The 26913-nt window shown below is 74.5% G+C and carries 22 protein-coding genes; 14 read left to right on the top strand and 8 right to left on the bottom strand.

The features are described 5' to 3' along the window. Window positions 1-22 precede the first annotated feature (22 nt). From Q1A09_RS08595 to Q1A09_RS08580, 4 genes are all read left to right on the top strand, one after another. Window positions 23-625 carry a hypothetical protein gene (locus Q1A09_RS08595; RefSeq protein ID WP_299953576.1) on the top strand — a complete coding sequence of 201 codons (603 nt, stop codon included), beginning with the start codon at window positions 23-25 and terminating at the stop codon, window positions 623-625. Beyond that, window positions 622-2025 (top strand): signal peptidase I, encoded by a 1404-nt coding sequence (locus tag Q1A09_RS08590; RefSeq protein WP_299953574.1) that lies wholly within the window; start codon window positions 622-624, stop codon window positions 2023-2025. The genes Q1A09_RS08595 and Q1A09_RS08590 overlap by 4 nt, the downstream gene beginning before the upstream one ends. A gap of 252 nt (window positions 2026-2277) precedes the next feature. Beyond that, a complete protein-coding gene (locus Q1A09_RS08585; RefSeq protein ID WP_299953572.1) occupies window positions 2278-2889 on the top strand; it encodes a hypothetical protein in 612 nt (203 codons plus the stop codon). Beyond that, window positions 2886-4340, top strand: coding sequence for a LamG-like jellyroll fold domain-containing protein (locus Q1A09_RS08580; RefSeq protein ID WP_299953571.1), 1455 nt, complete (start codon window positions 2886-2888; stop codon window positions 4338-4340). The genes Q1A09_RS08585 and Q1A09_RS08580 overlap by 4 nt, the downstream gene beginning before the upstream one ends. A 39-nt stretch (window positions 4341-4379) precedes the next feature. Here Q1A09_RS08580 and Q1A09_RS08575 read toward each other — a convergent pair whose 3' ends face one another. Then, window positions 4380-6149 carry a helicase gene (locus Q1A09_RS08575; RefSeq protein WP_299953569.1) on the bottom strand — a complete coding sequence of 590 codons (1770 nt, stop codon included), beginning with the start codon at window positions 6147-6149 and terminating at the stop codon, window positions 4380-4382. 94 nt (window positions 6150-6243) lie between these two features. Here Q1A09_RS08575 and Q1A09_RS08570 point away from each other — a divergent pair, with 94 nt between their 5' ends. The 5 genes from Q1A09_RS08570 to Q1A09_RS08550 all read left to right on the top strand — a co-directional run bounded on the left by Q1A09_RS08570 (window position 6244) and on the right by Q1A09_RS08550 (window position 10690). After that, entirely contained in the window at window positions 6244-7086 is an 843-nt protein-coding gene (locus Q1A09_RS08570; RefSeq protein WP_299953566.1) for an alpha/beta fold hydrolase, read from the top strand. Next, window positions 7083-8807 carry a 5,6-dimethylbenzimidazole synthase gene (bluB, locus tag Q1A09_RS08565; protein ID WP_299953563.1) on the top strand — a complete coding sequence of 575 codons (1725 nt, stop codon included), beginning with the start codon at window positions 7083-7085 and terminating at the stop codon, window positions 8805-8807. The genes Q1A09_RS08570 and bluB overlap by 4 nt, the downstream gene beginning before the upstream one ends. A 33-nt stretch (window positions 8808-8840) precedes the next feature. Next, window positions 8841-9731 (top strand): AraC family transcriptional regulator, encoded by an 891-nt coding sequence (locus Q1A09_RS08560; protein ID WP_299953561.1) that lies wholly within the window; start codon window positions 8841-8843, stop codon window positions 9729-9731. After that, window positions 9728-10135: a VOC family protein gene (locus Q1A09_RS08555; RefSeq protein WP_299953559.1), complete on the top strand. Its 408-nt coding sequence runs from the start codon at window positions 9728-9730 to the stop codon at window positions 10133-10135. The genes Q1A09_RS08560 and Q1A09_RS08555 overlap by 4 nt, the downstream gene beginning before the upstream one ends. Window positions 10136-10237: 102 nt before the next feature. Then, complete coding sequence (locus Q1A09_RS08550; RefSeq protein WP_299953558.1) at window positions 10238-10690, top strand: hypothetical protein; 453 nt, start codon at window positions 10238-10240, stop codon at window positions 10688-10690. On the opposite strand, the gene Q1A09_RS08545 is transcribed toward Q1A09_RS08550, so the two are convergent. Next, on the bottom strand, window positions 10683-13955 hold the full coding sequence (locus tag Q1A09_RS08545; RefSeq protein ID WP_299953556.1) for a DEAD/DEAH box helicase: 3273 nt from the start codon (window positions 13953-13955) through the stop codon (window positions 10683-10685). The genes Q1A09_RS08550 and Q1A09_RS08545 overlap by 8 nt on opposite strands. A gap of 76 nt (window positions 13956-14031) precedes the next feature. On the opposite strand from Q1A09_RS08545, the gene pgm reads away from it, so the two are divergent. Beyond that, the gene (pgm, locus tag Q1A09_RS08540; RefSeq protein ID WP_299953554.1) at window positions 14032-15666 is read left to right on the top strand and encodes a phosphoglucomutase (alpha-D-glucose-1,6-bisphosphate-dependent); all 1635 of its coding nucleotides are present in this window, start codon (window positions 14032-14034) and stop codon (window positions 15664-15666) included. Window positions 15667-15702: 36 nt separating this feature from the next. On the opposite strand, the gene Q1A09_RS08535 is transcribed toward pgm, so the two are convergent. Beyond that, window positions 15703-16563 carry a DUF559 domain-containing protein gene (locus tag Q1A09_RS08535; RefSeq protein WP_299953552.1) on the bottom strand — a complete coding sequence of 287 codons (861 nt, stop codon included), beginning with the start codon at window positions 16561-16563 and terminating at the stop codon, window positions 15703-15705. A 97-nt stretch (window positions 16564-16660) separates the two neighbouring features. Beyond that, entirely contained in the window at window positions 16661-17728 is a 1068-nt protein-coding gene (locus tag Q1A09_RS08530; RefSeq protein ID WP_366139762.1) for a methyl-accepting chemotaxis protein, read from the bottom strand. Between the two features lie 236 nt (window positions 17729-17964). Between Q1A09_RS08530 and Q1A09_RS08525 the strand changes: the two genes are divergently transcribed. Both Q1A09_RS08525 and Q1A09_RS08520 read left to right on the top strand, forming a co-directional pair. Beyond that, window positions 17965-18798: an alpha/beta fold hydrolase gene (locus Q1A09_RS08525; protein ID WP_299953548.1), complete on the top strand. Its 834-nt coding sequence runs from the start codon at window positions 17965-17967 to the stop codon at window positions 18796-18798. Then, entirely contained in the window at window positions 18791-19387 is a 597-nt protein-coding gene (locus tag Q1A09_RS08520) for a TetR/AcrR family transcriptional regulator (RefSeq protein WP_299953546.1), read from the top strand. The genes Q1A09_RS08525 and Q1A09_RS08520 overlap by 8 nt, the downstream gene beginning before the upstream one ends. Before the next feature lie 70 nt (window positions 19388-19457). Here the strand turns inward: Q1A09_RS08520 and glpK (Q1A09_RS08515) are convergent, their stop codons facing one another. From glpK (Q1A09_RS08515) to Q1A09_RS08500, 4 genes are all read right to left on the bottom strand, one after another. Continuing rightward, a complete protein-coding gene (glpK, locus tag Q1A09_RS08515; protein ID WP_299953544.1) occupies window positions 19458-20975 on the bottom strand; it encodes a glycerol kinase GlpK in 1518 nt (505 codons plus the stop codon). 26 nt (window positions 20976-21001) lie between these two features. Next, window positions 21002-21742, bottom strand: a complete 741-nt coding sequence (locus Q1A09_RS08510; RefSeq protein ID WP_299953542.1) for an MIP/aquaporin family protein — start codon at window positions 21740-21742, stop codon at window positions 21002-21004. A gap of 182 nt (window positions 21743-21924) precedes the next feature. Then, window positions 21925-23427, bottom strand: coding sequence for a glycerol kinase GlpK (gene glpK, locus Q1A09_RS08505; RefSeq protein ID WP_299953540.1), 1503 nt, complete (start codon window positions 23425-23427; stop codon window positions 21925-21927). Next, a complete protein-coding gene (locus tag Q1A09_RS08500; protein WP_299953538.1) occupies window positions 23420-24148 on the bottom strand; it encodes an IclR family transcriptional regulator in 729 nt (242 codons plus the stop codon). The genes glpK (Q1A09_RS08505) and Q1A09_RS08500 overlap by 8 nt, the downstream gene beginning before the upstream one ends. 270 nt (window positions 24149-24418) lie before the next feature. Here Q1A09_RS08500 and Q1A09_RS08495 point away from each other — a divergent pair, with 270 nt between their 5' ends. Together Q1A09_RS08495 and Q1A09_RS08490 are read left to right on the top strand one after the other, a co-directional pair. Continuing rightward, complete coding sequence (locus Q1A09_RS08495; RefSeq protein WP_299953536.1) at window positions 24419-26149, top strand: glycerol-3-phosphate dehydrogenase/oxidase; 1731 nt, start codon at window positions 24419-24421, stop codon at window positions 26147-26149. A 127-nt stretch (window positions 26150-26276) separates the two neighbouring features. After that, window positions 26277-26903, top strand: a complete 627-nt coding sequence (locus Q1A09_RS08490) for a TetR/AcrR family transcriptional regulator (RefSeq protein WP_299953534.1) — start codon at window positions 26277-26279, stop codon at window positions 26901-26903. The last annotated feature ends 10 nt before the right edge of the window (window positions 26904-26913 follow it).

Genomic DNA, 26913 nt, shown 5'->3' with positions numbered 1-26913 from the left:
GGAGTCCCGGAGAGAGCCAGGCATGACGAGGGTGCGCCCGCGCCGTCCCAGCCGTCGCGCGACGCGACGGGGCATCGTCGTGTCCACGGCCGGTGCGCTCGTGCTCGCCGCGGCCCTGCTGTGGCAGAGCGCCTACGCCGGCTTCACCGACCAGACCGCCGCGCTGCCGGCGAGCATCGGCACCGGCACGGTCGCGCTGACCAACGAGATCGAGGGCATCGCGCCCCTCAGCCTCCCGGAGATGCGCCCGGGCGACAGCGTCACCGAGTGCGTCATCGTCACCTCGACCGGGTCGCTGCCGGCGACCGTGCGGCTCTACGTCCGGGACCGGACGAGCACCACCGACCTGGCCAGCTACCTCCAGCTCTCCTGGGACGCAGGCACCGGTGGCGGCGTGAACGCCGACTGCGCCGGCTTCCGCTCCGCCGGCACCACGGTGAGCACCACGATGGGGTCCTTCGCCAGCAGCTACGCCCGCGGCATCCTGCCCTGGGACACGGCGGGCGGCACCACGGCGGAGACCCGCACCTACAAGTTCACCGTCACGCTCTCGGACAGCGCCCCGGCGCGGGTCAAGGGCGGCTCGGCGCGGCTCACCTTCGTCTGGGAGGCGCAGAACCGATGACCACGACCCTCCCGGCCCCGGCGCACGCCGCATGGCGACAGGGGTGGACGGCGTTCCTCCTCACCTCCCTGGCCCGCGTGGTGCTCGGCGCTCTCGCGGTGCTGCTCGCGGTCTCCGTGCTGCCGGTGGTCATCGGCTGGCAGTCCAGCGTCGTCCTGTCCGGTTCGATGGCGCCCACCCTCACCGTCGGGGACGTCGCCGTCGTCCGGCCGGTCGCGGTCGCGGTCGTCGAGCCGGGGCAGGTGCTGCTGGTCGACGACCCCGACTCCCCCGGTGAGCTCCGGCTGCACCGGCTGGTCAGCGTGCAGCCGGCCGGGCTCCAGCTCAAGGGCGACGCCAACGCGGCCGCGGACGGGTCGCTGGTCGCCCCCTCGGCCGTGCACGGCGTGGTCACCCTCGGGCTGCCGCTGGTCGGCCAGCCCGCGGTGTGGCTCGCCCAGGGGCAGGTGCTGCCGCTCGCCGGCACCGGGCTGGGGCTGCTCGCCCTGCTGGCGCTCGCCGTCGCGCACCGCCGTCCCGAGGACGACCCGCCGGCCGCTCCGCCGATCGCGACCGGGCGCCGCCGCCGTCCGGCCGTCCGAGGGCTGCGCCGCGGTGCCGTGCTCGCCTCCGCCGTCCTGGTGGCCGTGGCTGTGCCGGGCGCCGGCGCGGCGTTCTCCGACACGACGGCCAGCCCCGCGCTCACGTTCCCGGTCGCGGCACACTGGACCTGCCCGGACGTCGTCGCGGCCGACCGGGCGACGCACTACTACCGCCTCCAGGAGCGCTCCGGCACCATCGCCGGGAACTCCGGCACCACCGGCGCGGCGGGCAACGCGACCTACGGCGGCACGGCGACCAGCCAGCCCGGGGGGCCGAACTGTGGCGCCGGGGAGACCCGGGCGGTCACCCTCGACGGCTCCTCCGGGTACCTGTGGACCACCCAGGCGGTGGCGAACCCGCAGTCCTTCACCACCCAGCTGTGGTTCAACACCCGCACCAGCCGGGGCGGGAAGCTCATCGGCTTCGGCAACGGCACCAACGGCGACCGGTCCGGCTCCTACGACCGGCACGTGTACATGACCAACGCCGGGCAGCTGGTGTTCGGCCTCTACAACGGGACCATCTACACGGTGACCTCCCCGCGCACCTACAACGACGGGGCCTGGCACCTGATGACCGCCAGCTTCTCCGCGGGCAGCGGCATGCGGCTCTACGTCGACGGCGCGCTGGTCGCCTCCGGCTGGGCACCGGCGGCGGAGGCCATCACCGGGTACTGGCGGATCGGCTTCGACAACCTCAACACCTGGCCCGCCACGCCGACCAGCGAGTTCTTCGGCGGATCGCTGGCCCACGTGAGCATCTACGACCGGGTGCTGTCGGCCAACGACGTGCGGGAGGCCTGGGAGATCACCCGCTGACGGCCCGGTGACGTGGCCGGCAGACGGCCTCCCGCACCTGCCGATGCGGCTGGCGGGCACCCGGGCTGACCGGGCGCGGACGCTGGGTCACCGGACCACCCGGAGGGCGGTCACCTGGACGATCATCTCGTCACCCAGCGGAGTGAGTGTGTGACCGTGCGTCTTCTGTTGGCGTCGGCCGCGCCCTAACGTGCAGGTTCCGAGGTGGCCTCCCGCCGGCTGACCTCATCCGAGCCCCGGAGTGAGCCAGGCATGACGAGGGTGCGCCCCAGCCGTCCCGCGACGCGACGAGGCCTCGTCGCGTCCACGGCCGGCGCCCTGCTGCTCGCCACCGCCCTGGTGTGGCAGTCGGCCTACGCCGGGTTCACCGACCGGACGGCGTCCGTGCCGCTGCCCACCGTGACCACCGGGACGGTGGTGCTGTCCGACGACGACGCCGGCGGCACGATGTTCGCCGTCCCCGGCATGCGGCCCGGCGCCACCGGAACCCGCTGCATCACCGTGCGGTCCACCGGCAACGCGCCGGCCGGGGTCCGGATGTACGTCACCGGGCGCTCGGACACCAAGGGCCTGGCCGGCGCACTGCGGCTGACCGTCCGCATCGGCACCGGGGGCACCTACGCCGACTGCGCCGGCTTCCGGCCCGAGGGACCGATCTACGACGGCACACTGGCCGCCTTCCCGGCCGACCGGTGGGCCGACGGACGAGGCAGCTGGACGACGGCAGGCAACGCGGCCGGCGAGACGAAGACCTACGAGCTCACCTACGCCCTGCCGGCCGACGCCCCGACCTCGGTGCAGGGCGGATCGGCGACGGTGACCTTCGTCTGGGAGGCCCAGTCGCGCGGAGGCCGGACCCGATGAGCACCTCCCCGACCACCACCCCGCTGGACCCCGAGTCCGGGGACGGCGCCTGGCGGCAGACCCGGACGGCGCTGGCCGTGACGGTGCTGGCGCGGACCGTGCTGGGCACGCTCGTGTTGCTCGTCCTGGTCACGGTGCTGCCCGCCGTCGCCGGATGGCAGTCGACCGTGGTGCTCTCCGGTTCCATGGCACCGGGCGTGCAGCCCGGTGACCTGGCCGTGGTCCGGCCGGTGGACGCCGCGGAGCTGCGGCCGGGGCAGGTGCTCCTCGTCGACGACCCGGACGTGCCCGGCACGCTGCGGCTGCACCGGCTGGTCGACGTGGCGGACGGCGGCCTCCGGCTGCAGGGTGACGCGAACCCCCAGCCGGACGGTTCGCTGGTGCGCCCGTCGGCCGTGCACGGTGTGGGCGTGCTCCGGCTGCCCGGTCTCGGGCTCCCGGTGCTCTGGGCGGCGCAAGGACGCTGGCTGCCGGTGGCCGGTGCGGTGCTCGGGCTGGCCGGGCTGGTCGCGCTCACGCTGCTGCACCGCGCTCCGGCGGGCGCACCGGGCGGGCTGCCCAGCGACACGACCCAGCGGCCCGGCGGGGTCGGCCGACGCCGGGGTGTGGGTCGGGTGAGCCAGCGGACCGTCCGCGGTGGGCTGGCCGTGGGGGCCGTGGGGCTGCTGCTGGCCGTGCTGCCCGGCACCTCGGGCGCGGTCTTCACGGCCACCACCGCCAACCACGTGAACACCTTCACCGCATGGCAGCCCCCGACCTGCGCGTCGGTCGCGTCCGCTGCGCCCGGGTACTTCGGCTTCCAGGAGACCAGTGGGACCGTGGCCCGGAACAGCGGGACCGCCGGCAGCCAGGTCAACGGCACGTACCGCGGCGGGCCGACCCCGGTGGCCTCCGGGCCGCCGAGGTGCGCCCCCGACGGCGGTCGGGCCATGCGCTTCGACGGTGTCGACGACCAGATGACCACCTCCTACGCGATGGCCGACCCGCAGACCTTCTCGGTGCAGCTGTGGTTCGCCAGCACGGCCTGGGAGGGCGGAAAGCTGATCGGCTTCGGCACCGGGGCCAACGGCAGCGCCTCCGGCCAGCACGACCGGCACGTCTACATGACCAACTCCGGGAAGCTCACCTTCGGGGTCTACAACGGCGCCATCGAGACCGTCAGCACCGAGCGCTCCTACAACGACGGGGCCTGGCACCTGGTGACGGCCACGTTCTCCCCCACCACCGGGCTGCGGCTCTACGTGGACGGCGTGCTGGAGAAGGAACGGCGCACGACGACGTCGGCCGAGAACTACACCGGCTCCTGGCGGGTCGGCTACGACACGATCAGCGACTCCTGGCCGGGGAAGCCGCGCAGCGAGTTCTTCGCCGGCTCGATCGCGCACGTCAGCCTCCACCTGTCCGTGCTCTCGGCCGAGGAGGTCGCCCGGCAGTACGCGGTCGGCAGCTGAGGCAGGGACGGCGGGGTCGAGCCGGTCGGTCGCTCCCGGTCAGTCGCTCCCGGTCAGTGACGTGGCCGGCAGCCAGTCGGCGTCGAGCAGCTCGGCGATCTGCTGCAGGCCGGCGGTGTCTCCCCCGGCCGTCGAGCCGGTGACCGCCAGCCGCTCCACCATGACCCGGGCGACGTCCTCCTCCACCGTGTCCTGCGCGAACGCCACCCGCCACGGCGAGACCTGGTGGTCGCGGTGGGTGCGGCCGGTGACCTGCCGCGCGGCGATGCCGGAGAACCGCGGCTGGTGGAACAGCCCGACCCGCGGCGTCGTCGACGCGGTGCGCCCACCGGGCAGCACCTCGGCGGCGTGCAGGCTGATCGAGGCGGTCACGGTGAACACGCAGACCGGCGCCTCACCGGTCTGGAATCGCAGCCGCTCGGCCTCCACGTCGAAGCGGTCCCGGCCGTAGATGGAGGCGACCGCGATGCCGCCGTCCAGCAGGGCCTCGCGGATCGGGTCCGCGGCGGTCTCGACGAACTCCACCGACACCGCGACCTGCCGGTCGGCCTCCACCTGGGCCTTGACCCAGTCGACGGTGGCCTGCGCCCGGATCAGCCCGGCCTTCTGCCGGAACCGCAGCAGCGCCGCCCGGCCGCGCGCGGTCTCCCGCTTGCGGCGGGCCAGTTGCATCTCGGCGCGGAACTCCGACCACTCGGCCTCGTACTGGGCGCGCTCGGCCGGGGTCAGCTCGACCGGGGTGCCGGTGACCGACACCGGTCCCCACGGCGCGGGGCGGTGCAGCGTGGCCGGCGGATCGGTGTCGGCCAGCCAGCTGCGCAGCGTGGCCAGGTCGGCGCGGCGCTCCTCGGCGTCCTCGGTCCAGCTCCAGCCGTAGCGGGCACGTTCCACGTGGAACCCGTGCGCCGCCAGCCGGCTGGGCAGGTCGGCCCACTCCTTCAGCGGTTCCCCGTGGACGGCGGCGAAGTGCGGCGCGAGGTACGGCAGCTCCAGCGGGGTGTGCGCCGGGGTCGCGGTGGCCAGCAGGACGTAGGGCGCGTCCTTCACCCGGCCGGCGCCGGAGACCGACTTCCAGTGCTTCCACCGCTGGGTCGTGGTGTGCCGCACCATGTGCGCCTCGTCGGCGATCACCACGTCGAACCGCGCGCCGGTCGCCTTGGTCAGCCCGGCCACCTTGCCCAGCCGGTCCCAGGTGGTCACGCACCAGCGCAGCCCGCTGTCGCCGAAGGCGGCGATCGAGCGGGCCCAGTGCGGCACGGTGATGGCGGCCGGCCGGTCGGCGACGACCAGCACCGAGCGGACCGGCCGCTGCTGCTCGGCCCGCCGCGCGGCGATCTGCCGGACGGCGAGGACGGCAGTGCCGGTCTTGCCCACGCCCGGGTCGTCGCCGAGCAGGAACATCCGCCCGCCGGCGGCCTCGTGCGCGGCGATGACCGCCGACCCGGTCAGCTGCTCGGCCCGCGGGCTCATCGGCCGGGCCGTGGGGAGCGGGCGCGGCTCGGCGTTCAGCTCGTCCTCGACGAAGCGCTCGAAGCTGTGCGGCGGCGGGTCGTACGGCGCCAGCGCGGCGGGCAGCTCGCGGCCGACGAACACGTGCGCCGACAGCCCGGCGTGCCAGCTCGCTCCCGGCGCGGGTGCCCGGAACGGCACGGCGAGCACCCAGACGCGCTCCCCCGGCCCGGCCTGCGGCAGCTCGGCGGCCGCTCTCGGGGCCTTGCGGGGTGCGGCCTTCCGCGGGGCCGCCTTTCGGGTCGTGGTGGTCGTGCTGCTGCGGGTCGAGCTGGTGGAGCGCCGGCGGCGTCCGGGCACGGGGTCCTCCTGGGGCGGCCGTCGGGGAGCCCCGACGCTAACCGCGGGCACCGACGGTCGCGGGCAGCGACATCGGGTCTGGTGGGATGAGGGCATGACCGACGCGATCCGGCTGGCCGCCCGCACGCTCGGCACCACCGGCCCCCGGGTGGTGTTCGTGCACGGCCTGTTCGGCCAGGGCCGGAACTGGACGACGATCGCCAAGGCCCTCGCCGAGGACGGGCACCGGGTGACGCTGCTCGACCTGCCCAACCACGGGCACTCGCCGTGGACCGACCGGGTCGACTACGTCGACATGGCCGAGTTCGTCGCCGCCGAGCTGGCGCTGCTGGGCGACCCGGTGACGCTGGTCGGGCACTCGATGGGCGGCAAGGTGGCGATGCAGCTGGCGCTGCGGTGGCCGGAGCTGCTGCGGGCGCTGGTCGTCGTCGACATCGCCCCCACCGACTACCCGGAGACCGGCGGCCGCACCGACGACCCCGACGAGGAGGCCTCCCCGTTCGCCGCGTTCATCGCCGGGATGCAGGCGATGGACCTCGACGCGCTGGAGACCCGCGAGGACGCCGACCAGGCGTTGCGGGCGGCCGTGCCCAGCACGATGGTCCGGTCGTTCCTGCTGCAGAGCCTGGTCCGGGACGGCGTCGGGGCCGGCCAGGGCTGGCGGTGGCGGCTGAACCTGGAGACGCTGGCCCGCGACCTCGGCGAGCTGCGCCGCTTCCCCGACCCGCCGCCCGGGGCCACCTTCGACGGCCCGGTGCTGTGGATCGCCGGTGCCAACTCCACCTACGTGTTGGACGACGACCGGCCGCGGATGGACGAGCTGTTCCCCGCCACCCGGCTGGTGCGGGTGAAGAACGCCGGGCACTGGGTGCACTCCGAGCAGCCCGAGGTCTTCCTGGAGACGGTGCGCCGGTTCCTGGCGCAGGTGGAGGGATGACCTGGCCCCGGCCGGTGCCGCTGATCGGCGACGGCACCGCAGCCTCCGAGCGGGCCGCCGACCCGACCGGCTGGGCGCTGCCGGCCGAGGACCGGGCCGGGCTGTACCGGGCGATCGAGTCCCGGCGCGACATCCGCCGGTACCGCCCCGACCCGGTGCCCGACGAGGTGCTCACCCGGGTGCTCACCGCCGCCCACCAGGCGCCGTCGGTGGGGCACAGCCAGCCGTGGCGGTTCGTCGTCGTCCGGGACGCCGCGGTGCGGGACACCGCCGCCGTGCTCACCGACCGGGAGCGGCTGCGCCAGGCCGCCCAGCTGGAGCCGGACGCCGCCGCCCGGCTGCTGGACCTGCAGCTGGCCGGGGTGCGGGAGGCCCCGCTGGGCGTCGTCGTGTGCTGCGACCGGCGGGCGCCGGCGGCCGGGGTGCTGGGCCGGGCCACCTTCCCCGACGCCGACCTGTGGAGCTGCGCCGCCGCCATCCAGAACCTGTGGCTGGCTGCCCGCGCGGAGGGCCTCGGCCTGGGCTGGGTGACGCTGTTCCGCCCCGACGAGCTGGCCGCGCTGCTCGGCCTGCCCGAGGGCGTCGTCACGCTGGGCTGGCTGTGCCTGGGCTGGCCGGACGAACGGCCGCCGGAGCCGGGCCTGGAACGGGCCGCCTGGTCGCGCCGGCAGCCGCTGGCCGACGTCGTCCTCACCGACCGCTGGCCGGCCGGCGACGTCGCCGCTCCCCCGTCCCGGCTGCGGGCACCCGAGCCCGAGGCGGTGGTCGGCGCCCGGGATGCCGCCGACCGGCTGCTCACCCCACCCGGGTCGCTGGGGGTGCTGGACCGTGCGGTCGACCGCGCCGTCGCGCTGGGCCGCACCGAGCTGGCCGGCGGCACGCTCGTGCTCGCCGCCGCCGACCACCCGGTCGCCGCCCGCGGCGTCTCGGCGTACCCGGTGTCGACCACCCGGGACGTCGTCACGGCAGCGGTCGCCGGGGAGGCGCTGGGCGCGACGGCCGCCCGCTCGGCCGGGCTGGACGTCGTCGTGGTGGACGCCGGGGTCGCCGGACTCCCGGTGCCTGGCGCGGTGCCGGCGCGGGCGGCGGACCCGCGCGGTGACCTGGTGGACGCCGCTGCGCTCACCCCTGCCGACACCGAACGGCTGGTGGCCGCCGGTCGCCGGCTGGGCGCCGAGCACGGCGCCGCGACCGGGCTGGTGGCGCTCGGGGAGGTCGGCGTCGGCAACACCACGGTCGCGGCCGCGCTGGCCGCCGCCTTGTTGCACGTGGAACCGGACGTCGTCACCGGCCTGGGCGCTGGGGTGGACGCGGCGATGTTCGACCGCAAGCAGGCGGTGGTGGCGGCGGCGCTCGAGCGGGCCGGTGGGGACCTCGAGCCGATGCGCGCGCTCGGTGAGCTGGGTGGGCCGGAGTTCGCGGTGCTCGCCGGGGTGGTGCTGGGCGCGGCCGAGGCCGGGGCGATGGTGGTCGTGGACGGGTTCGCCACCTCGGTGGCCGCGCTCGTCGCCGTCCTGCTGGAGCCGGCCGTGCAGTCCTCGCTGGTTGCCGGGCAGCGCAGCCGGGAGCGGGGCCACGAGGCGGTGCTGCATGCGCTGGGCTGCGAACCGCTGCTGGACCTGCGGCTGCGCGCCGGCGAGGGCGTCGGCGCGGTGCTCGCGGCCGGGCTGCTGCACCAGGGCCTGGCGATGCGGGCCGGCACGGCGCGCGTCGACCACTAGTCGCCCGGCCCGGAGCAGGGACATGCTGGGCCGGTGCTGGCGGAGTCGGTGGTGCACCGTCCGCCGGCCGTGCTGCGGCCGTTCGTCGCCGAGGTGGTCGGCTACCGGCACGAGGGGTTGACCCCGACGCTGCACCGGGGGCTGCCCTCGCCGCACCTCACCCTGGTGCTGCCCCTGGACGAGCCGCTGGTGATGGCCGCCCACCCCGACCCCGGTCAGGCCGGGAGTGCCCACGATGCGCTGGTCGGTGGGCTGCACACCGCGCCGGCGCTCATCGCCACCGGCACCCGGCAGTTCGGCGTCCAGCTGTCGCTGACCCCGCTGGGTGCGCGGGCGCTGCTGGGCGTGCCGGCGGGCGCCCTGGCCTCGCTGGACGTCGAGCTCGCCGACCTGCTCGGCCCGGCGGCTGCCGAGCTGCTGGACCGGCTGCGGGCCGCGACCGGCTGGCCGGCCCGGTTCGCCGCCCTCGACGCGGCGCTGCTGCGGTTGCTGCCCGACCGTCCCGCGCTGCCTGCGCCCGAGCTGGCCGAGGCCTGGGCGCTGACGACCCGGGCCGCCGGCCGGCTCGGGGTCGCTGCCGTCGCGGCGCGGGTCGGCTGGTCCGAGCGGCACCTGCGGCAGCGGTTCACCGCCGAGTTCGGCCTGACACCCAAGGAAGCTGCCCGGGTGGCCCGTTTCTCCGTCGCCCGGCGGCGGCTGGCCGCCGCGGTGGCCCGGGGGCGCTCCCCCGACCTCGCCGTCCTGGCCGCCGGGCACGGCTACGCCGACCAGTCGCACCTGACCCGCGAGTGGCGGGCGCTGGCCGGGCTGCCACCGCGCCGCTGGCTGGCCGCCGAGCACCAGCTGCTGCGCCCCGACGCCGACGAGCTGCTCCGATTCGTCCAAGACGGGACGTCGGCCGGCGGGCCACCCTCACGGGCATGACGACTCCCCCGCCCACCGTCTGGCCCGCCTTCCGCGCCCGCAACGCGCACGGTCTGATCCGCTTCCTCGTCGACGCGCTCGGCTTCGCCGAGGTGTTGGTGGTGCCGGACGGCGCAGGCGGCGTCGCGCACGCCGAGCTGGCCTGGCCGCCCGGGGGCGGGGTGATGCTCGGCTCGGTGCGCGACGACCCGGACGACGGCTGGCCGGCCAGGCCCGGCACCGCGGCGGCCTACCTGGTCACCGCCGACGTCGACGCGCTGCACGTCCGCGCGGTCGCCGCCGGCGCGGTGTCGGTGCGCGAGCCGAACGACCCGCCGCACGGCGGCCGGGAGTCCTCGCTGCGCGACCCGGAGGGCAACCTCTGGAGCCTGGGCACCTACCGCGGCGCCCCGCGCCGGACCTGACCGCGTCCTCCCGGCCCGGGTCGACCCGCTGCACCGGTCAGCTGGAAGGGGCCGGACGTCATCTCCCCACGCCGGGGTTGACCCAGCCGCCATGATCACCTCGTGGACGACGCGACAACCCGGACCGGGACGGCGGACGTGGAGCTGCTCGCCGAGCTCCGGGGTCGACGGCAGTGGGTGCTGGGCATGTTCGCCGTGGTGTGGTTGGTCCTGGCTGCCCTCCAGTTGGCGGGCGGGAACGTCTGGGTGGGGTCCGCCCAGGTCGTGCTCGCGCTCGCGTATGCGGCGCTGTGGTGGTTCAGCCCCCGACCACATGTCCAGTCCGTCACCGAGGAGGCGCTGGTCCTGCGCCGCAGCACCTTCTGCACCCGGGCGATCCACCGGGCGCAGATCGACGACGTGCAGGCCAAGTACCTGGGCGCCTACGGCCTCCGTCTGACCCTGCAGGACGGCGAGACGATCGACCTGCCCGGCAGGGCGTTGCAGTACGAGGTTGCCGCAGCCCAGGCCGCGGCGCTCCGCCGGTGGGCCGGGCTGGACGACCCGGTCAGCTGAACAGCCCCCGGACGTCGTCGGCGGTCAGGGCGCCGGAGGCCAGTGCGCCGTCGTCGACGACCTGCTCGAATAGCGCCTGCTTGCGGGCCTTGAGCTCCATGACCTTCTCCTCGATGGTGCCCACGGCCACCAGCCGGTAGACGATCACCGTCTTGTCCTGGCCGATCCGGTGCGCCCGGTCGACGGCCTGCGCCTCGCTGGCCGGGTTCCACCACGGGTCGAGGACGAAGACGTAGTCGGCCTCGGTGAGGGTCAGGCCGAAGCCGCCGGCCTTGAGGCTGATCAGGAAGACCGGCGCCGTCCCGGTGCGGAACTGCTCGATGGCGGCGTCCCGGTCGCGGGTGCGGCCGTCCAGGTAGACCCAGTCGATGCCCTCGGCGGTGAGCCGGTCGCGGATGCCGCGCAGGAAGCGGGTGAACTGGCTGAACACCAGCACCCGGTGGCCCTCGGCGACCACCTCGCGCAGGTGCTCCAGGAAGGCGTCGGCCTTGCTGGACCGCACGTCGGAGTAGGCCGGGTCGACCAGCACCGGGTCCAGGCTCAGCTGCCGGAGCAGGGTCAGCGACCGGAAGATCGTCATCCGGTTCTTCTGCATGTCGTCGACCAGCCCGAGCACCTTGCTGCGCTCCCGCTGCAGGTGGGTCTGGTAGAGCTTCTCGTGCCGCGGGTTGAGCACCACCTCGAGCACCTGCTCCTGCTTGGGCGGCAGCTCGGCGGCGACCATCTCCTTGGTGCGGCGGCGCATCAGCGGGCGGATCCGGCGGCGCAGCACCGCCAGCTTCTCCGCGTCGCCGTCCCGCTCGATCGGGATGCGGTAGGCCTCGGTGAACCGCTCCGGGTCGGGGAACAGCCCGGGCGCGACGATCGACATCAGCGCCCAGATGTCCATGACGCTGTTCTCCAGCGGGGTGCCGGTCAGCGCCAGCTTCACCGGCGCCGGCAGACGGCGGGCGCACTGGTAGGTGCGGGCCTGGCGGTTCTTCACGAACTGCGCCTCGTCCAGCACCAGGGCGCGCCACGGCATCGACGTCCAGGCGTCCTCGTCGATCCGGAACAGCGCGTAGGAGGTGACGACGACGTGGGCGCCGGCCACCTGCTCCTCCAGCGCCCGCCCGCGCTTGCGCTCGGTCTCCTCCACGGTGACCACCCGCAGGCCGGGGGCGAACCGGGCCGCCTCCCGCGCCCAGGTGGAGACCACGCTGGTCGGCGCCACCACCAGCGCGGGCGCCTCGTCCAGGTCGCCGGCCTCGTGCGCCCGGACCAGCAGCGCGAGGGTCTGCAGCGTCTTGCCCAGGCCCATGTCGTCGGCGAGCACCCCACCGAGGCGGTGGTCCCAGAGGAAGGCGAGCCAGCCGTAGCCCTCGTGCTGGTAGGGCCGCAGCTCGGCGGCCAGCCCGGCCGGTACCGGTGGCGGCTCGGCCTGCTCGGCGTCGATCAGCCCGCGCACCTCGCGGGTCCAGCGCTCGCTCTGCTCCTCGACCACCCCGAGCCCGAGCAGCTGCTCCCACAGCCCGGCCTGGAAGCGGCTCACCTTCACCCCGTCGCCGGGCACGTCCTGCAGCGCCCGGGCCTCCTCGATCAGCAGCCGCAGCTGCTCGAACTCCGGCCGCTGCAGGGAGAACCAGGTGCCGCTGATCAGCGCCAAGCGGGTGCGTCCGGCGGCGAGTGCCTGGAACAGCGTCGCGAACGGCACGTGCTGGCCGTCGACGGTGACGCTGACCCCGAGGTCGAACCAGTCGGACTCCCGGCTGTCCCGGGCGGTGAAGCTGATCTCCGGTGCCGACGTGCTCTGCCGGTAGTCCGTCGGGGTGCCCAGCACGGTGACGTCGACGTCGGGGTCGGCGTGCAGCTCGGGCAGCACCTCGGTGGTGAACTCCAGCGCCTCCATCCCGGTCAGCTCCACCTCCTCGGCGAGCCGGCGCTCCGTCGTCCAGAGCTCGGGGAGCCCACCGACCGGCCCGGGGAGTGCCTCGACCAGCGACCGTTCGGCGGCCGGGTCACGGCCGTCGCCCGGCCTGGTCGGCTGTCCCAGGGAGAAGGAGCGCTCCGGCCCGTAGTGCACCGACCAGCGCACGCAGACCGCCGCGTCACCGGGGTAGCGCACCTCGACGGCCAGGCGCGGGGGCGCCACCTCGGGCAGGGCCACCGAGCCGTCGGCGGAGATGACCGGCACCGCCTTGCGCAGCCCGGGGTACCAGTCGCGCAGGAACCGGTCGACGTCACCGGACGGGATGCCGATCACCCCGCCGCGGGCCACCAGTCCGGCCAGCACCGGCGGCGCCGGGGCGTCCAGCCGGGCCAGCACCAGACCGGGGGCGCCGTCCGGTGCCTGGTCCCGGCTGGGCCCGTCCACGGTCACCCCGTGCGGCGGCATGCCCAGGAAGGAGATCAGCGCCGGGTCCACCGGACGGCCGTCCACCCGCAGGACGGCGGAGAGCTCCGTGCGCTCCGCGCCGTGCCGCAGGTCGACCGCGACGTCGGCATCGGCGTCGGCCAGCAGCACCGGGCGGGGCGGCCGGTCGGCGGTGAGCAGCGGGACCCCGTCGGTCACCGCCTCGCGCAGCAGCCGCCACAGCCCGGGGCCGAACTCGTGCAGGTACACGTCGACCGGGGCGTAGGACCAGTACTGGTTGCGGGCCGCCTGGTGGGTGGCGTGCAGCGCGCGCATCGCGGCCACGTGCGCGGGGTCCCAGCCGGCGCGGCTGTCGTCGTACTGCAGCTGCTTCCACGACACCCCGGTGCGCACCCACTGGCCGCGCTTGCCCGGCACCACCGGCCGCAGCCGGACCAGCCGCTGCCGGGTGCCGGGTGCGGCGACCGAGGAGCGGCCGCGGCCGGGCTCGGGCTCGACCAGCTCGAACTGCAGGCCGACCGGCACCGCGGCGCGCGGCGCCCGGTCCACGGCGGCGGTCACCAGCTCCTCGAGCTGCTGCTCCCAGCCCCGGACGGCGGGCTCGCGGGTGCCGGCCGGGATCAGCCGGCGCAGCGACAGCAGGACGGCGACCGCGTGCTTGCAGTCGTCGCCCACCGGGCAGGTGCAGGCCCCGGCCCAGGGCACCCGGCCGCCGTCGGTGCGCACCACCACCGTCCGGTAGGGCTCGGGCCCGCTGCCCTGCACCAGCCCGGTGAGCCGGCGCGCGTCGTCGGAGTGGCGGAGGTCGAGCACGCCCCGGGCGACGTAGGACCGGGCCCGCTCGAGCACCTCGGGCCCGACGGCGTCCGCCAGTGCCTCGTCGGTGACCATCTCCCGCCAGTCCCCGAGCACCCGATCAGGCTACGGCGGGGCACCGACAGGGCGACCCGGGTCGCGGTCAGCGGGGCTCCGGCGCGAAGATCAGCACATGAGCTCCGAGCGCGCCGGCCAGCCGGCCCAGCCCTCCGACCTGGTCGACGTCCCGCACCTGGTCACCGCCTACTACACGGTGCAGCCGGACCCGGCCGACGTGGCGCAGCAGGTGGTGTTCGGGACGTCGGGGCACCGCGGGTCCTCGCTGGACGGCGCGTTCAACGAGCCGCACATCCTGGCCACCACCCAGGCGATCTGCGAGTACCGCGCACAGCAGGGGTACGACGGCCCGCTGTTCGTCGGCCGGGACACCCACGGGCTGTCCGAGCCGGCCTGGGCGAGCGCTCTGGAGGTGCTGGCCGCCAACGACGTCACCGTGCTGGTCGACGCCGCCGACCGCTACACCCCCACCCCGGCGGTCAGCCACGCAATCCTGCGGGCCAACCGGGGGAAGACCAGCGGGCTGGCCGACGGCATCGTCGTCACCCCGTCGCACAACCCGCCCCGGGACGGCGGCTTCAAGTACAACCCGCCCTCGGGCGGCCCGGCCGACACCGACGCCACCGGCTGGATCGCGAAGCGGGCCAACGAGCTGCTGGCCGCCGGGCTGGACGGGGTGCGCCGCGTCCCGTTCGCCCGGGCCCGGGCCGCGGCACAGTCCTACGACTTCCTGGGCACCTACGTCGACGACCTGCCGAGCGTGCTCGACCTGGACGCCGTCCGGGCCGCGGGCGTGCGGATCGGTGCCGACCCGCTGGGCGGGGCGAGCGTCGACTACTGGGGTGCGATCGCCGAGCGGCACCGGCTCGACCTGACCGTGGTCAACCCGCTGGTGGATCCGACGTGGCGGTTCATGACGCTGGACTGGGACGGCAAGATCCGGATGGACTGCTCCTCCCCCTCGGCGATGGCCTCGCTGATCGGTGCGAAGGACCAGTTCCAGGTCGCCACCGGCAACGACGCCGACGCCGACCGGCACGGCATCGTCACCCCCGACGGCGGGCTGATGAACCCCAACCACTTCCTCGCCGTGGCGATCTCCTACCTGTTCACCCACCGCGACGGCTGGGGCGCCTCGACCGCGGTCGGCAAGACGCTGGTGTCGTCGTCCCTGATCGACCGGGTGGTCGCCGACCTCGGCCGGGAGCTGGTCGAGGTGCCGGTCGGGTTCAAGTGGTTCGTGCCCGGGCTGCTCGACGGGTCGGTCGGCTTCGGCGGCGAGGAGTCGGCGGGCGCGTCCTTCCTCCGCCGCGACGGCGGGGTGTGGACGACGGACAAGGACGGCATCCTGCTCGCCCTGCTGGCCTCGGAGATCCAGGCGGTGACCGGGAGCTCGCCGTCGCAGCTGCATGCGTCACTGACGGAAAAGTTCGGCGCCTCGGCCTACGCGCGGGTCGACGCCGCGGCCACCCGGGAGGAGAAGGCCGCCCTCGGCAAGCTCTCCCCGGAGGCCGTCACCGCCACCGAGCTGGCCGGCGAGCCGATCACCGCCAAGCTGACGACGGCGCCCGGCAACGGCGCCGCGATCGGCGGGCTGAAGGTCACCACCGAGAACGCCTGGTTCGCCGCCCGCCCGTCCGGCACCGAGGACGTCTACAAGGTCTACGCCGAGTCCTTCCAGGGCCCCGACCACCTCGCCCAGGTCCAGGAGGAGGCCAAGGCCGTCGTCTCCGCCGCCCTGGCCGGCTGACCAGCCCACTGACCGCCAAAATGGCCATTTTGGCGGTCAGTGGGCGAGGGCCTCGCAGACTCGACGGACGACGGAGTCCAGGTCGCGCAGGTCCGCGGCGCTGAGCCGGATGATCCGCCAGCCGGCAGCGACCAGGTCCGCGTAGCGCCGGTCGTCCGCGACGATCTTCTCTGCATCGAAGTGGTGGGCGCCCTCGTACTCGACGATGAGCTTCACCTCCGGCCATGCGAAGTCCACCCTGGCCAGGAAGTCGCCGCGGTGGAACACCTGGAACTGGGGCTCGGGGGTGAGCCCGGCGAGCTCGAATGCGACGCGCACCCTCGATTCCGGCGCCGACTCCGCTCGCGGGTCGACCAGCGGGATCGCACGTCGTACTCGCGTGACCCCCCAGCGGCCGGTGCCTCGTTCGGCGAGCTGCACCAGTTCGGGGAGGCTCACCGTCCCGCGCCGGGCCATCGCGTCGAGTGCTGCCACGGCGGTGCCCAGCGGCTCCAGGGTGGCGACGTCCCAGGCGGTGCGTAGCGGCGTGGTGATCGGTACACCGTCCACCTGCTGGACGTCGTCCACCCGGAGATCGGTTCGGTGCACTCGCACCTGCCGAGGGCCCTTCCACTCGATGTCCGCCGGCCGGACGACGGTCACCGCATCCTGGGCGCCGGCGAACGGTGCGCCGTGCCAGGCCGCCGCCGAATGGCCCCCGATCGCCGTCCCCGGGGGCAGCAGCAGCGCGACGCCGGAGGCGCGGACCCGGTGGTCGACGTCCAGTGCGGGATCTGCGTAGACGCCCTGCACGAGCCGCCGGTAGCCCAGGGTGCGCAGTCGCTCCCGAGTCAGCCGCCCCTCGGCGATGGCATGGCTGCCGATGAAGATCCCGGTGAGATGGGTGTCGCGCGGCACGCCGCAGAGAGTGCCGCGGATGGGCGAGTCGCCGCTCCCGCCGTCCACAGGGCCCGGCCTCATCCCGCCAAAATGGCCATTTTGGCGGACGGGTGGGTCAGCGGGTCTGGATCAGCACGCCGTACCAGCCGAGGCCCTGGTAGGTCTCGTAGCCGGGGGTGCGGGCGAAGCCGACGGTGCGGTCGCCGTCGGGGTAGGCGCCGGTCGTCTCGCCGCCGGTGCGCAGCTCCAGCCGCTCGGTGAGCACGCCCTGGCCGTCGGAGGCGGCGAGCACCAGGCCGGTGGCGTCGAGCAGCAGCGCGCGGGTGCGGGCGCGCTCGTCGTCGGCCAGCCGCAGCCCGTCCAGGATCGCCTGCGTCTGCGGCGCCCAGTCGAAGAAGACGCCGAGCGCGCCGATCACCTCGCCGTCGGTCTCGCCGTCCCGGCGCACCGCGGTGGCGTAGGTGGCGACCGCCGAGCCCAGCTCCGGTGACTCCCGGACGTCCTCCACGGCGTAAGCGTCCCCGTCGGGCGTGGCCAGCGCGTCGCGGAACCAGCGCTGGTCGCTGACGTCACTGCCGACCACGCCGGGCCAGCGGGCGGGGGCGGCGTTGGCCAGCACCCGGCCGGCGGCGTCGGTGACCCAGAGGTCCAGGTAGACGGTGTAGTTGCGCAGGATGACGCCGAGCCGCTGGGTGACCGTGGCCAGCGTGTGTGGGGTCGGAGAGGAGGCGGCATCGACGACGGCGGCGTCGGTGGCCCACCAGCGGACGTCGCAGGTGCGCTCGTACAGGTTGCGGTCGACCAGCTCGATGGCGTTGAGCGCCAGGTCGGCCAGCCGCTGCCCGCGCACCTGGGAGACCAGCTGGGCGCCGAGGTCGCGCAGCTCGGCGACGGTCGGGCCGAGCTCCTCCGACAGCCCGGTGCTGATCGCCGCGGCCCGCTCGGCGATCTGCTTGACCTCCTCGGCCACCACCGCGAAGCCCCGGCCGGCCTCGCCGGCGCGTGCCGCCTCGACGAGGGCGTTGAGGGCCAGCATCCGGGTCATCCGGGCGATGGTGTCCAGATCGCGCAGCCGGGACGACGACTGGGCGTCGACCGCCTCGGCCAGGGCGACGACTCTCTCCGGCACCGCTGCTCCGCTCGTCCGTGCAGCCGGTCGGGTCCGGCCTGCACCCTGGAGCATCGGTGCGTGGGAACGGTTGTCCAGCCGGGCCCGATGACGTTCGCGTTACCAGGTGCTCACCCATCCCCGCAGGTCAGACGCCGGTTCTCGCCGGGTGATCCCTCTGCTCCGGCACCGGGGCGCGGCGAGCCCACGGAGGTGACGAGGGTCGGCCGCATGGTCGGGCGGCGAGCCGTTGACATGCTGGCTAATGATGCTAGCTTCTAGCTAACGCACTAAGCCAACTGGAGGCAGTCATGACCGAGTTCCTCACCGTCGACGGCGGCACGCTCGCCTACGACCTGACCGGCACGACCGGTCCCCTCGTGGTGCTCGCCCACGGCATGGGCGACAGTCGCGAGGCCTACCGCTTCCTCGTCCCCGCCCTCGTCGACGCCGGCTACCGGGTCGCCGCCATGGACCTGCGCGGCTGCGGGGAGTCCAGCGCCGAGTGGCCGTCCTGGTCGCGCACCGACATCGCCGGTGACCTCCTCGCCCTGGTGCGCCACCTGGGCGGCCCGGCCGTGCTGGTCGGTCACTCCATCGCCGGTGGCGCGGTCACCATCGCCGCAGCGACGGCCCCGGAGCTGGTGACCGCGGTGGTCGAGCTCGCGCCGTTCACCCGCAAGCAGTCGATGAGCCTCGGCGACCTGCGGGTGGCCTCCTACCGCCGCGGCATGCGCCACCTGCTCGCCACCGCTGTGCTCGGCAGCACGAAGCAGTGGGTGAAGTACCTCGACGTCGCCTACCCCGGCACCAAGCCCGCCGACTGGGACACCCGGCTGGACCAGATCACCGCGATGCTCGCCGAGCCGGGCCGGATGAAGGCCCTGCAGGGGATGGGCAAGACCAGCCCCGTCGAGGCCGGGGAGCAGCTCCGCGACGTCCGCTGCCCGGTGCTGGTCGTGCAGGGCAGCGCCGACTGTGACTGGGTGTCGCCGCAGGCCGAGGGTGAGGCCATCGTCGCCGCCCTGCCCACCGGTCTGGGCCGCCTGGAGATGGTCGAGGGGGCCGGGCACTACCCGCACGTCCAGTTCCCCGCCGAGGTGGGCACCGCGATGCTCACCTTCCTGGCCGGCGCGCGTGCCTAGGGCCGGTCTCGGTACGGCCGCGGTCGTCGCGGCCGGCGCCGACCTCGCCGACGAGATCGGCTTCGCCGGGCTCACCATGGGCCGGCTGGCCGAGCGGCTCGGCGTGCGCACCCCGTCGCTGTACAAGCACGTGGCCGGCCAGGACGACCTCAACCGGCGCATCGCTGCGCTCGCCCTGGACGAGGCCGCGGGCGCGATCGGCGCCGCCATCCAGGGCCTCGCCGGCCGCGACGCCCTGCGGGCTGCGGCCCGGGCGCTGCGCGCCTTCGTCGTGGCCCACCCCGGCCGGTACGCCGCCACCATCGGCCTCGAGCCCACCGGACCCGAGGACCCGATCGCCCTCGCCGCGGCGCGGCTGCTCGAGCCGTTCAGCGCTGTGCTCCGCGGCTACGACATCGCGCCGGCCGACACGACCCACGCCCTGCGTGCGATGCGGAGCGTCTTCCACGGCTTCGCCACCATCGAGGCCGGCGGCGGCTTCCAGTGGGCCACCGGCACCGACGAGAGCTTCGAGTGGCTCGTGGACCTCGTCGACCGCGGCCTGTGCGCCGGGTCGGCAACCCAGCCCACGCGGTCCGCCGTCCACTGAGCTGCGCCCGGACGCAGCGCAGGCCCGCCGGAGTGGACTCCGACGGGCCTGCGCTGCTGACCAGGAGGCGTCAGCTGACGTCCTCGTCCACCCAGTCCAGCGACTTGGTGACCGCCTTCTGCCAGTTGCGGTAGTTGCGCTCCCGCTCGTCGTCGGCCATCTGCGGCTCCCAGCGCTTGTCCTCGGCCCACTTGGCGGTGAGCTCGTCCAGGTCGGACCAGAAGCCGACGGCGAGCCCGGCCGCGTAGGCCGCACCCAGCGCCGTCGTCTCGGCGATCTGCGGCCGGATCACCGGGACGCCGAGCAGGTCGGCCTGGAACTGCATGAGCAGCTCGTTGCCGACCATGCCGCCGTCCACCCGGAGCTCGGTGAGGTCGACGCCGGAGTCGGCGTTCATCGCGTCGAGCACCTCGCGGGTCTGGTAGGCGGTGGCCTCCAGGACGGCGCGGGCCAGGTGGCCCTTGTTGACGAACCGGGTCAGCCCGACGACGGCACCGCGGGCGTCGGAGCGCCAGTGCGGGGCGAACAGGCCGGAGAACGCCGGCACGAAGTAGGCGCCGCCGTTGTCGTCGACCGAGCGGGCCAGGTCCTCGATCTCCGGGGCGTTCTTGATCATGCCCAGGTTGTCCCGGACCCACTGCACCAGCGAGCCGGTGACCGCGATGGAGCCCTCGAGCGCGTAGACCGGCTTGGCGTCGCCGAGCTGGTAGCACAGCGTGGTGAGCAGGCCGTTCTGCGACGGGACGGCCTCCTCGCCGGTGTTGAGCAGCATGAAGTTGCCGGTGCCGTAGGTGTTCTTGGCCATGCCCTTGGTGAAGCAGACCTGGCCGAACGTGGCCGCCTGCTGGTCACCGAGCGACCCGGCGATCGGCACCCCGGCGAGGAAGCCGGCCTTGCGGCCCTTGCCGTACTCCTCGGAGTTGGAGCGGATCTCCGGGAGCATCGACATCGGGATGCCCATCTCCCCGGCGATGTCGGCGTCCCAGGCCAGCGTCCGGTAGTCCATCAGCATGGTGCGGGAGGCGTTGGAGACGTCGGTGAGGTGCAGCCCGCCGTCGGCGCCGCCGGTCATGTTCCAGATCAACCAGGAGTCGATGGTGCCCATGAGCAGGTCGCCGCGCTCGGCCTTCTCCCGGGCGCCGTCGACGTTGTCCAGGATCCAGCGGACCTTGGGGCCGGCGAAGTAGGTGGCCAGCGGGAGGCCGACCTTGTCCTTGTAGCGGTCGGCGCCGCCGCCGAGGGCGCCGAGCTGCTCGATGATCTTCGTCGTCCGGGTGTCCTGCCAGACGATCGCGTTGTAGACCGGCTGACCGGTGGTCTTGTCCCACACCACCGCGGTCTCCCGCTGGTTGGTGATGCCGACGGCGACGATGTCGGAGTTGCTGGCGTTGCCGCGGGCGAGGGCCTGGCCGACGACCTCGCGGGTGTTGGTCCAGATCTCGTTGGCGTCGTGCTCGACCCACCCGGCGCGCGGGAAGATCTGCTCGTGCTCCTTCTGTCCGACGGAGACGACCTTGCCGTCGTGGTCGAACAGCATGCAGCGGGTGCTGGTGGTGCCCTGGTCGATGGCGGCTACGTACTGGGCCATGGGGGTTCCTCCTGGAGACGGGGGGGTCAGATGGCGACGAACTGGGCGAACAGGCCGGCGAGCGTGGCGCCGATGATCGGGCCGACGATCGGCACCCAGGCGTAGCCCCAGTTGCTGGTGCCCTTGTTCTTGATGGGCAGCAGGGTGTGGGCGATGCGCGGGCCGAGGTCACGAGCCGGGTTGATGGCGTAGCCGGTGGGACCACCGAGCGAGGCGCCGATGCCGACGACGAGCAGGGCCACCGGCAGCGCCCCCAGCTCGGCCGGGCTGTCCCCGAACCGGAGGATGATGTAGACCAGCACGAACGTGCCGACGATCTCGCTGACCACGTTGTCCACGGGGCTCTTGATCGCCGGGCCGGTGGAGAAGGTGCCGAGGATCGTGCCGGCGTCCTCCTCGGCCTCGTAGTGCTTGCGGTAGGCGGCCCAGGCGAGCACCGCGCCGATGACGGCGCCGACCAGCTCTCCGGCGAAGTAGACCAGGGTCGTGGTGATCGTGACCGGCACGCCCGGCGCGTACTCGTCGGTGCCGCTGGCCCAGAGCCCGACGGTCACCGCCGGGTTGATGTGCGCTCCCGAGCTCGCAGCGGCGTAGACGCCGGCGAAGACGGCCAGGCCCCAGCCGAAGATGATCACGATGTAGCCACCGCCCAGACCGCCGGACTTGGCCAGCAGGACGTTGGCCACCACGCCGACGCCGAGCAGGATCAGGATGGCGGTACCGGTGACTTCACTGCCGAAGACGGTCCACAGACCGACGGTGTCCACGTGTAGGCGCTCCTCGCAACGGGTCCGCAGCTCTGCGGACCGTGGGTGGGTCTGGGCGGCCGTGTGGTGGCGATCACCTCGGGCCGTCCCGTGCGAGGACGGTAGGAGCCGGGTGTGAGCCGGACAACACGCTGAGTCCGACATCGTCGGACAGCCCGCGGTGACGCTGGGTCACCAGCGGGTCAGGGAGCGCCCCAGGCGATGCTCAGCTCCACCGCCCGCTCCCACCGCGGGTACTCCGCGGTGAGCGCCAGCGACCGCACCGGGGACGGCGTCCACTGCGCCGCCCGGTGCCAGTTCCGGCGCAGCGCCTCCACGTCGGACCACACGCCCACGGCCAGCCCGGCGGCGTACGCGGCCCCCAGCGAGACGGTCTCCCCCACCATCGGGCGCACCACGGGGGTGTCGAGGGCATCGGCGACGAACTGCATCAGCAGGTTGTTGGTGGTCATCCCGCCGTCCACCCGCAGTGCCGGCAGCGACAGCCCGGAGTCCGCGGCCATCGCCTGGACGACGTCCCGGGTCTGCCAGCCGGTGGCCTCCAGCACCGCGCGGGCCAGGTGGCCCTTGGTGACGTAGGAGGTGAGCCCGGCGACCAGGCCGCGGGCCTCGCCGCGCCAGTGCGGGGCGAGCAGCCCGGAGAACGCCGGGACGACGTAGCAGCCGCCGTTGTCGGCGACCGTGCGGGCCAGGGTCTCCACCTCGGCCGCCGAGCTGATCATCCCCAGCCCGTCGCGCAGCCACTGCACCAGCGCACCGGCCACGGCGACCGAGCCCTCCAGCGCGTAGTGCACCGGCTCGCCGGCCAGCTGGTAGGCGACCGTGCTGATCGAGCCCGACCGGGTGCGCACCAGCTCCGTCCCGGTGTTCTGCAGCAGGAAGCTGCCGGTGCCGTAGGTGCACTTGGCCTCGCCGGGGGCGAAGCAGGCCTGCCCGAACAGCGCCGCCTGCTGGTCACCCAGCGCACCGGCGATCGGCAGCGCCGGGGACAGCGCGGTGGCCAGCCCCAGGACGCCGACCGACGGGCGGATCTCCGGCAGCATCGCCGCCGGGATGTCGAAGAAGGCCAGCAGGTCGGGGTCCCAGCGGCAGCTGCGCACGTCCATCAGCAGGGTGCGGCTGGCGTTGGTCACGTCGGTGACGTGCACCCCGCCGTCCGGGCCGCCGGTGAGGTTCCAGATCAGCCAGGTCTCCATCGTGCCGAAGAGCAGCTCGCCGCGTTCGGCGCGCTCCCGGGCGCGGGGCACGTGGTCGAGGATCCAGCGCAGCCGCGGGCCGGAGAAGTAGCCGGCGATCGCCATGCCGCTGCGCTCGGCCACCAGGGCGGCGTCGGGCCGGGCGGCCAGCTCGGCGACCAGGTCGGCGGTGCGGGTGTCCTGCCAGACCAGTGCCCGGGTGACCGGCCGGCCGGTGGCCCGGTCCCAGACGACGGTGGTCTCCCGCTGGTTGGCGATGCCCAGCGCGACGACCTCGCCGCCGCCGGGCAGGTCGGCGAGCACCTGCGCGGCGGTGCGCTGGGTGTTGGCCCAGATCTCCATCGGGTCGTGCTCGACCCAGCCCGGCTTCGGGAAGTACTGCCGGTGCTCCCGCTGGCGGACGGCGACCATCCGCCCACCCCGGTCGAAGACCAGCGAGCGGGTGGACGTCGTCCCCTGGTCGACGGCGAGCACGTAGCGGTCAGCCACCGCCGGCCCCCAGTTCCCGGGAGACGCCGGCGGCGGCGTCGGTGACCATGCCGACCAGCAGCGGCCGGGGGGCGCCGCGGCCGTCGAACAGCGAGGTCACCGGTCCGTTGATGCCGAGCGCGGCGACGACCAGGCCGCCGGAGGCGCGCACCGGGGCGGCGATGCAGCCCCGCCCCGGGTGCTGCTCCCCCCGCTCGACGGCCCAGCCCCGGGCCCGGATCTCGGCCAGCTCCGCGGCCGCCGTCCCGGCCGCGGCACGGGGAGTGCGGCGGCCGAGGGAGTGGGCGAGCAGCACCCGGCCCAGCGCCGTGCTGCGGGCCGGCAGCGTGCTGCCCACGTCGAGCACCTGCGCGGAGTCGTCGGGCCGGAAGACGTGGTGGACGACGACGACCTCGTCGTCCCCGGCGGGGGTGACCAGCCGCACCGCGTGCCCGCTGCGGGCGGCCAGGGCGTCGGCCCAGTTCGACGAGCGGGCCCGCAGCTCGTTGACGTCCAGGTGGCTGCCCAGCCGCAGCAGCCCGGCGCCCACGGCGTAGTGGCCGGTCGCCCGGTCCTGCTCGACGAAGCCGACGTGCAGCAGGGTGCGCAGCAGGCTGTGCGCGGTGGTCTTGGCCAGCCCGACCGCCTCGGCGATGTCGGTGACCCCGAGCGTCCCGCCGGAGGCGGCGACGACCTGCAGGATGGCGGCTGCCCGCTCGATCGACTGCACGGTGCCCGGCACGACGCCCGACGCTAGGGCATGGCGACCGGCCGTGGAGAGCCCGCCGCCGTACGACCTCGTCGTACCGGGTGAGGCGGCGCCGTACGACCATGTCAGACAGCTCGCGTCGACGGGTCGCCCGGGACCGACCTACCGTGGGCGGCGAACGTGTGGGCGACAGCACATCGTCGTCCGGCACGTCGCAGCGGCAGCCACACCGAGGTGCGCCGGCCCGGCGCCACCTCGCCAGCACGTGCCCGTCCCCGCGACGGGACGTACCGAGGAGTTCGCATGACGGCAGTACGCCCGCTCGGGCCCGAGCAGCGCGCCCAGTCCTGGGCCGAGCTGGTCAAGGGCGAGTTCGAGGTCCTGGTCATCGGTGGCGGGGTGACCGGCGCGGGCGTCGCGCTGGACGCCGCCACCCGCGGCCTGCGGACGGCGCTGGTCGAGGCCCGCGACTTCGCCAGCGGCACCTCCTCGCGCTCGTCCAAGCTCTTCCACGGCGGGCTGCGCTACCTGGAGCAGTTCGACTTCGGTCTGGTCCGAGAGGCGCTGCACGAGCGCGACCTGTCGGTCAACCGGATTGCCCCGCACCTGGTCAAGCCGGTGCCCTTCCTCTACCCGCTGACCCACCGCGGCTGGGAGCGGCCCTACGTCACCGCCGGCCTGGCGCTCTACGACGGCCTGGCCCGCTTCGGCGCGCTGTCGGAGCCCATGCCGGGGCAGAAGCACCTGACCCGCACCGGTGCCCGCCGGATGTTCCCCGCGCTGAAGCCCGACGCGCTGGTCGGCGCCGTCCGCTACTACGACGCGCAGGCCGACGACGCCCGGCACACCCTGTCCGTGGCGCTCACCGCCGCCGCCTACGGCGCGACCGTGCTGAACTCCGCCGAGGTCGTCGCCTTCAACCACGCCGGCGGCCGCGTCGTCGGCGTCCGGGTGCGCGACGTGGAGACCGGCGAGGAGGTCGACGTCCGCAGCGAGGTGGTGGTCAACGCCACCGGCGTGTGGACCGACGACATCCAGACCCTGGTCGGCGGCCGCGGGCGCTTCCACGTGCGGGCCAGCAAGGGCGTGCACATCGTCGTCCCGCGCGACCGGATCAACGGTGAGGCGGGGCTGATCCTGCGCACCGAGAAGTCGGTGCTGTTCGTCATCCCCTGGGGCAGCCACTGGATCGTCGGTACCACCGACACCGACTGGGAGCTGGACAAGGCCCACCCGGCGGCGTCCAAGGCCGACATCGACTACATCCTCGAGCACGTCAACCGGGTGCTCTCGGTGCCGCTGACCCACCAGGACATCACCGGCGTCTACGCCGGGCTGCGCCCGCTGCTGTCCGGGGACAGCGAGATGACCAGCCAGCTCTCCCGGGAGCACGCGGTGGCCCGCCCGATGCCCGGCGTGATCGCGGTGGCCGGCGGCAAGTACACGACCTACCGGCCGATGGCCGCCGACGCGGTGGACGCCGTGGCCGAGGACGTGACCCGCACGGTGCCGCCGAGCGTCACCGAGAACATCCCGCTGGTCGGCGCCGAGGGCTACGCGGCGATGGTCAACTCCCTGGACGGGCTGTCCGAGCGGTGGGGCATCCCGCGGTTCCGGGCCGAGCACCTGATCAACCGGTTCGGCTCGCTCACCCCGGAGGTGCTGGCGCTGGCCGCCGACGCCCCCGAGCTGCTCGAGCCGGTGCCCGGCGCCGAGGAGTACCTGATGGTGGAGATGGTGTGGGGCGCCGTGCGCGAGGGCGCGCTGCACCTGGACGACCTGCTGGCCCGGCGCACCCGGATCTCCATCGAGACCGCGCACCGCGGCGTCGACTCCGCCGAGCCGGTGGCGCGGGCGGTGGCCTCGGTGCTCGGCTGGGACGAGGAGCGGATCAGCAGCGAGGTGGAGAGCTACCGGGCCCGGGTGGAGGCCGAGCGCCGCTCGCAGGAGGCCGCCGACGACCAGGAGGCCGACGCCGCCCGGGTCGCCGCGCCGGACACCCGCGCCGTCGCCGTGGGCCGCGCGCTGGGCTGATCGCCGCACGCCCGATCGAGGCCGTCGTCCCCCCGGGGGCGGCGGCCTCGTCCGTGTCCGGGGGGCAACACACGTCACACCCGTCCCGGCTCCCGATGCACCGGTGTATCCAATACAGTCCTGCATCGTGACCGCCACCGACCTCGACCGGCCCAAGCGCCGTCGTGAGGTCACCGTGGAGCGATTGCTGGACGCCGCCCTGGAGACCTTCGCCGAGCAGGGCTTCGACGCCGCCAGCGTGGAGGACGTCTGCAGCCGCGGGGGGTTCAGCCGTGGCGCCTTCTACTCCAGCTTCCGCAGCAAGGACGAGCTGTTCGAGGCCCTGATGACCCGAGAGGTCGACCGGGACCTCACCCGGGTCGCCGAGCTCCTCACCGGCCTGGCCGACGAGCCGGACCCGCTCGCCGCCGCCGTCGACCGGGTGCTGGGTGCCTTCCGGTGCGACCGCACCTGGGCGCTGGTGGTCACCGAGTACACGCTGCACGCCGCCCGGAACCCCGAGGCCGCCGAGGTGCTGCGCCGGCACGACGACCAGGTCGGCAGCCGCCTCGCCGAGCTGGTCGACCGGATGGCCACCGAGTCCGGACTCACCTTCACGATGCCGGCCGCGGACCTGATCGGGGCGGCCACCGCCCTGCTGACCGGGCTCAACGCCATGTCGCTGACCGCGCGGGGCGACCTCGAGCCCCTGCGCCGCACCGCCCTGCTCTCCCTCGTCCGCGGCGCGGTGTCGACCGCTCCGCCCGCTCCCTGACCCCGGCCGA

Origin of the sequence: uncultured Modestobacter sp. (genome assembly GCF_947486615.1) — a bacterium.
Classification (GTDB): Bacteria; Actinomycetota; Actinomycetes; order Mycobacteriales; family Geodermatophilaceae; genus Modestobacter.
This window is presented reverse-complemented; position numbering and strand designations above follow the sequence as displayed.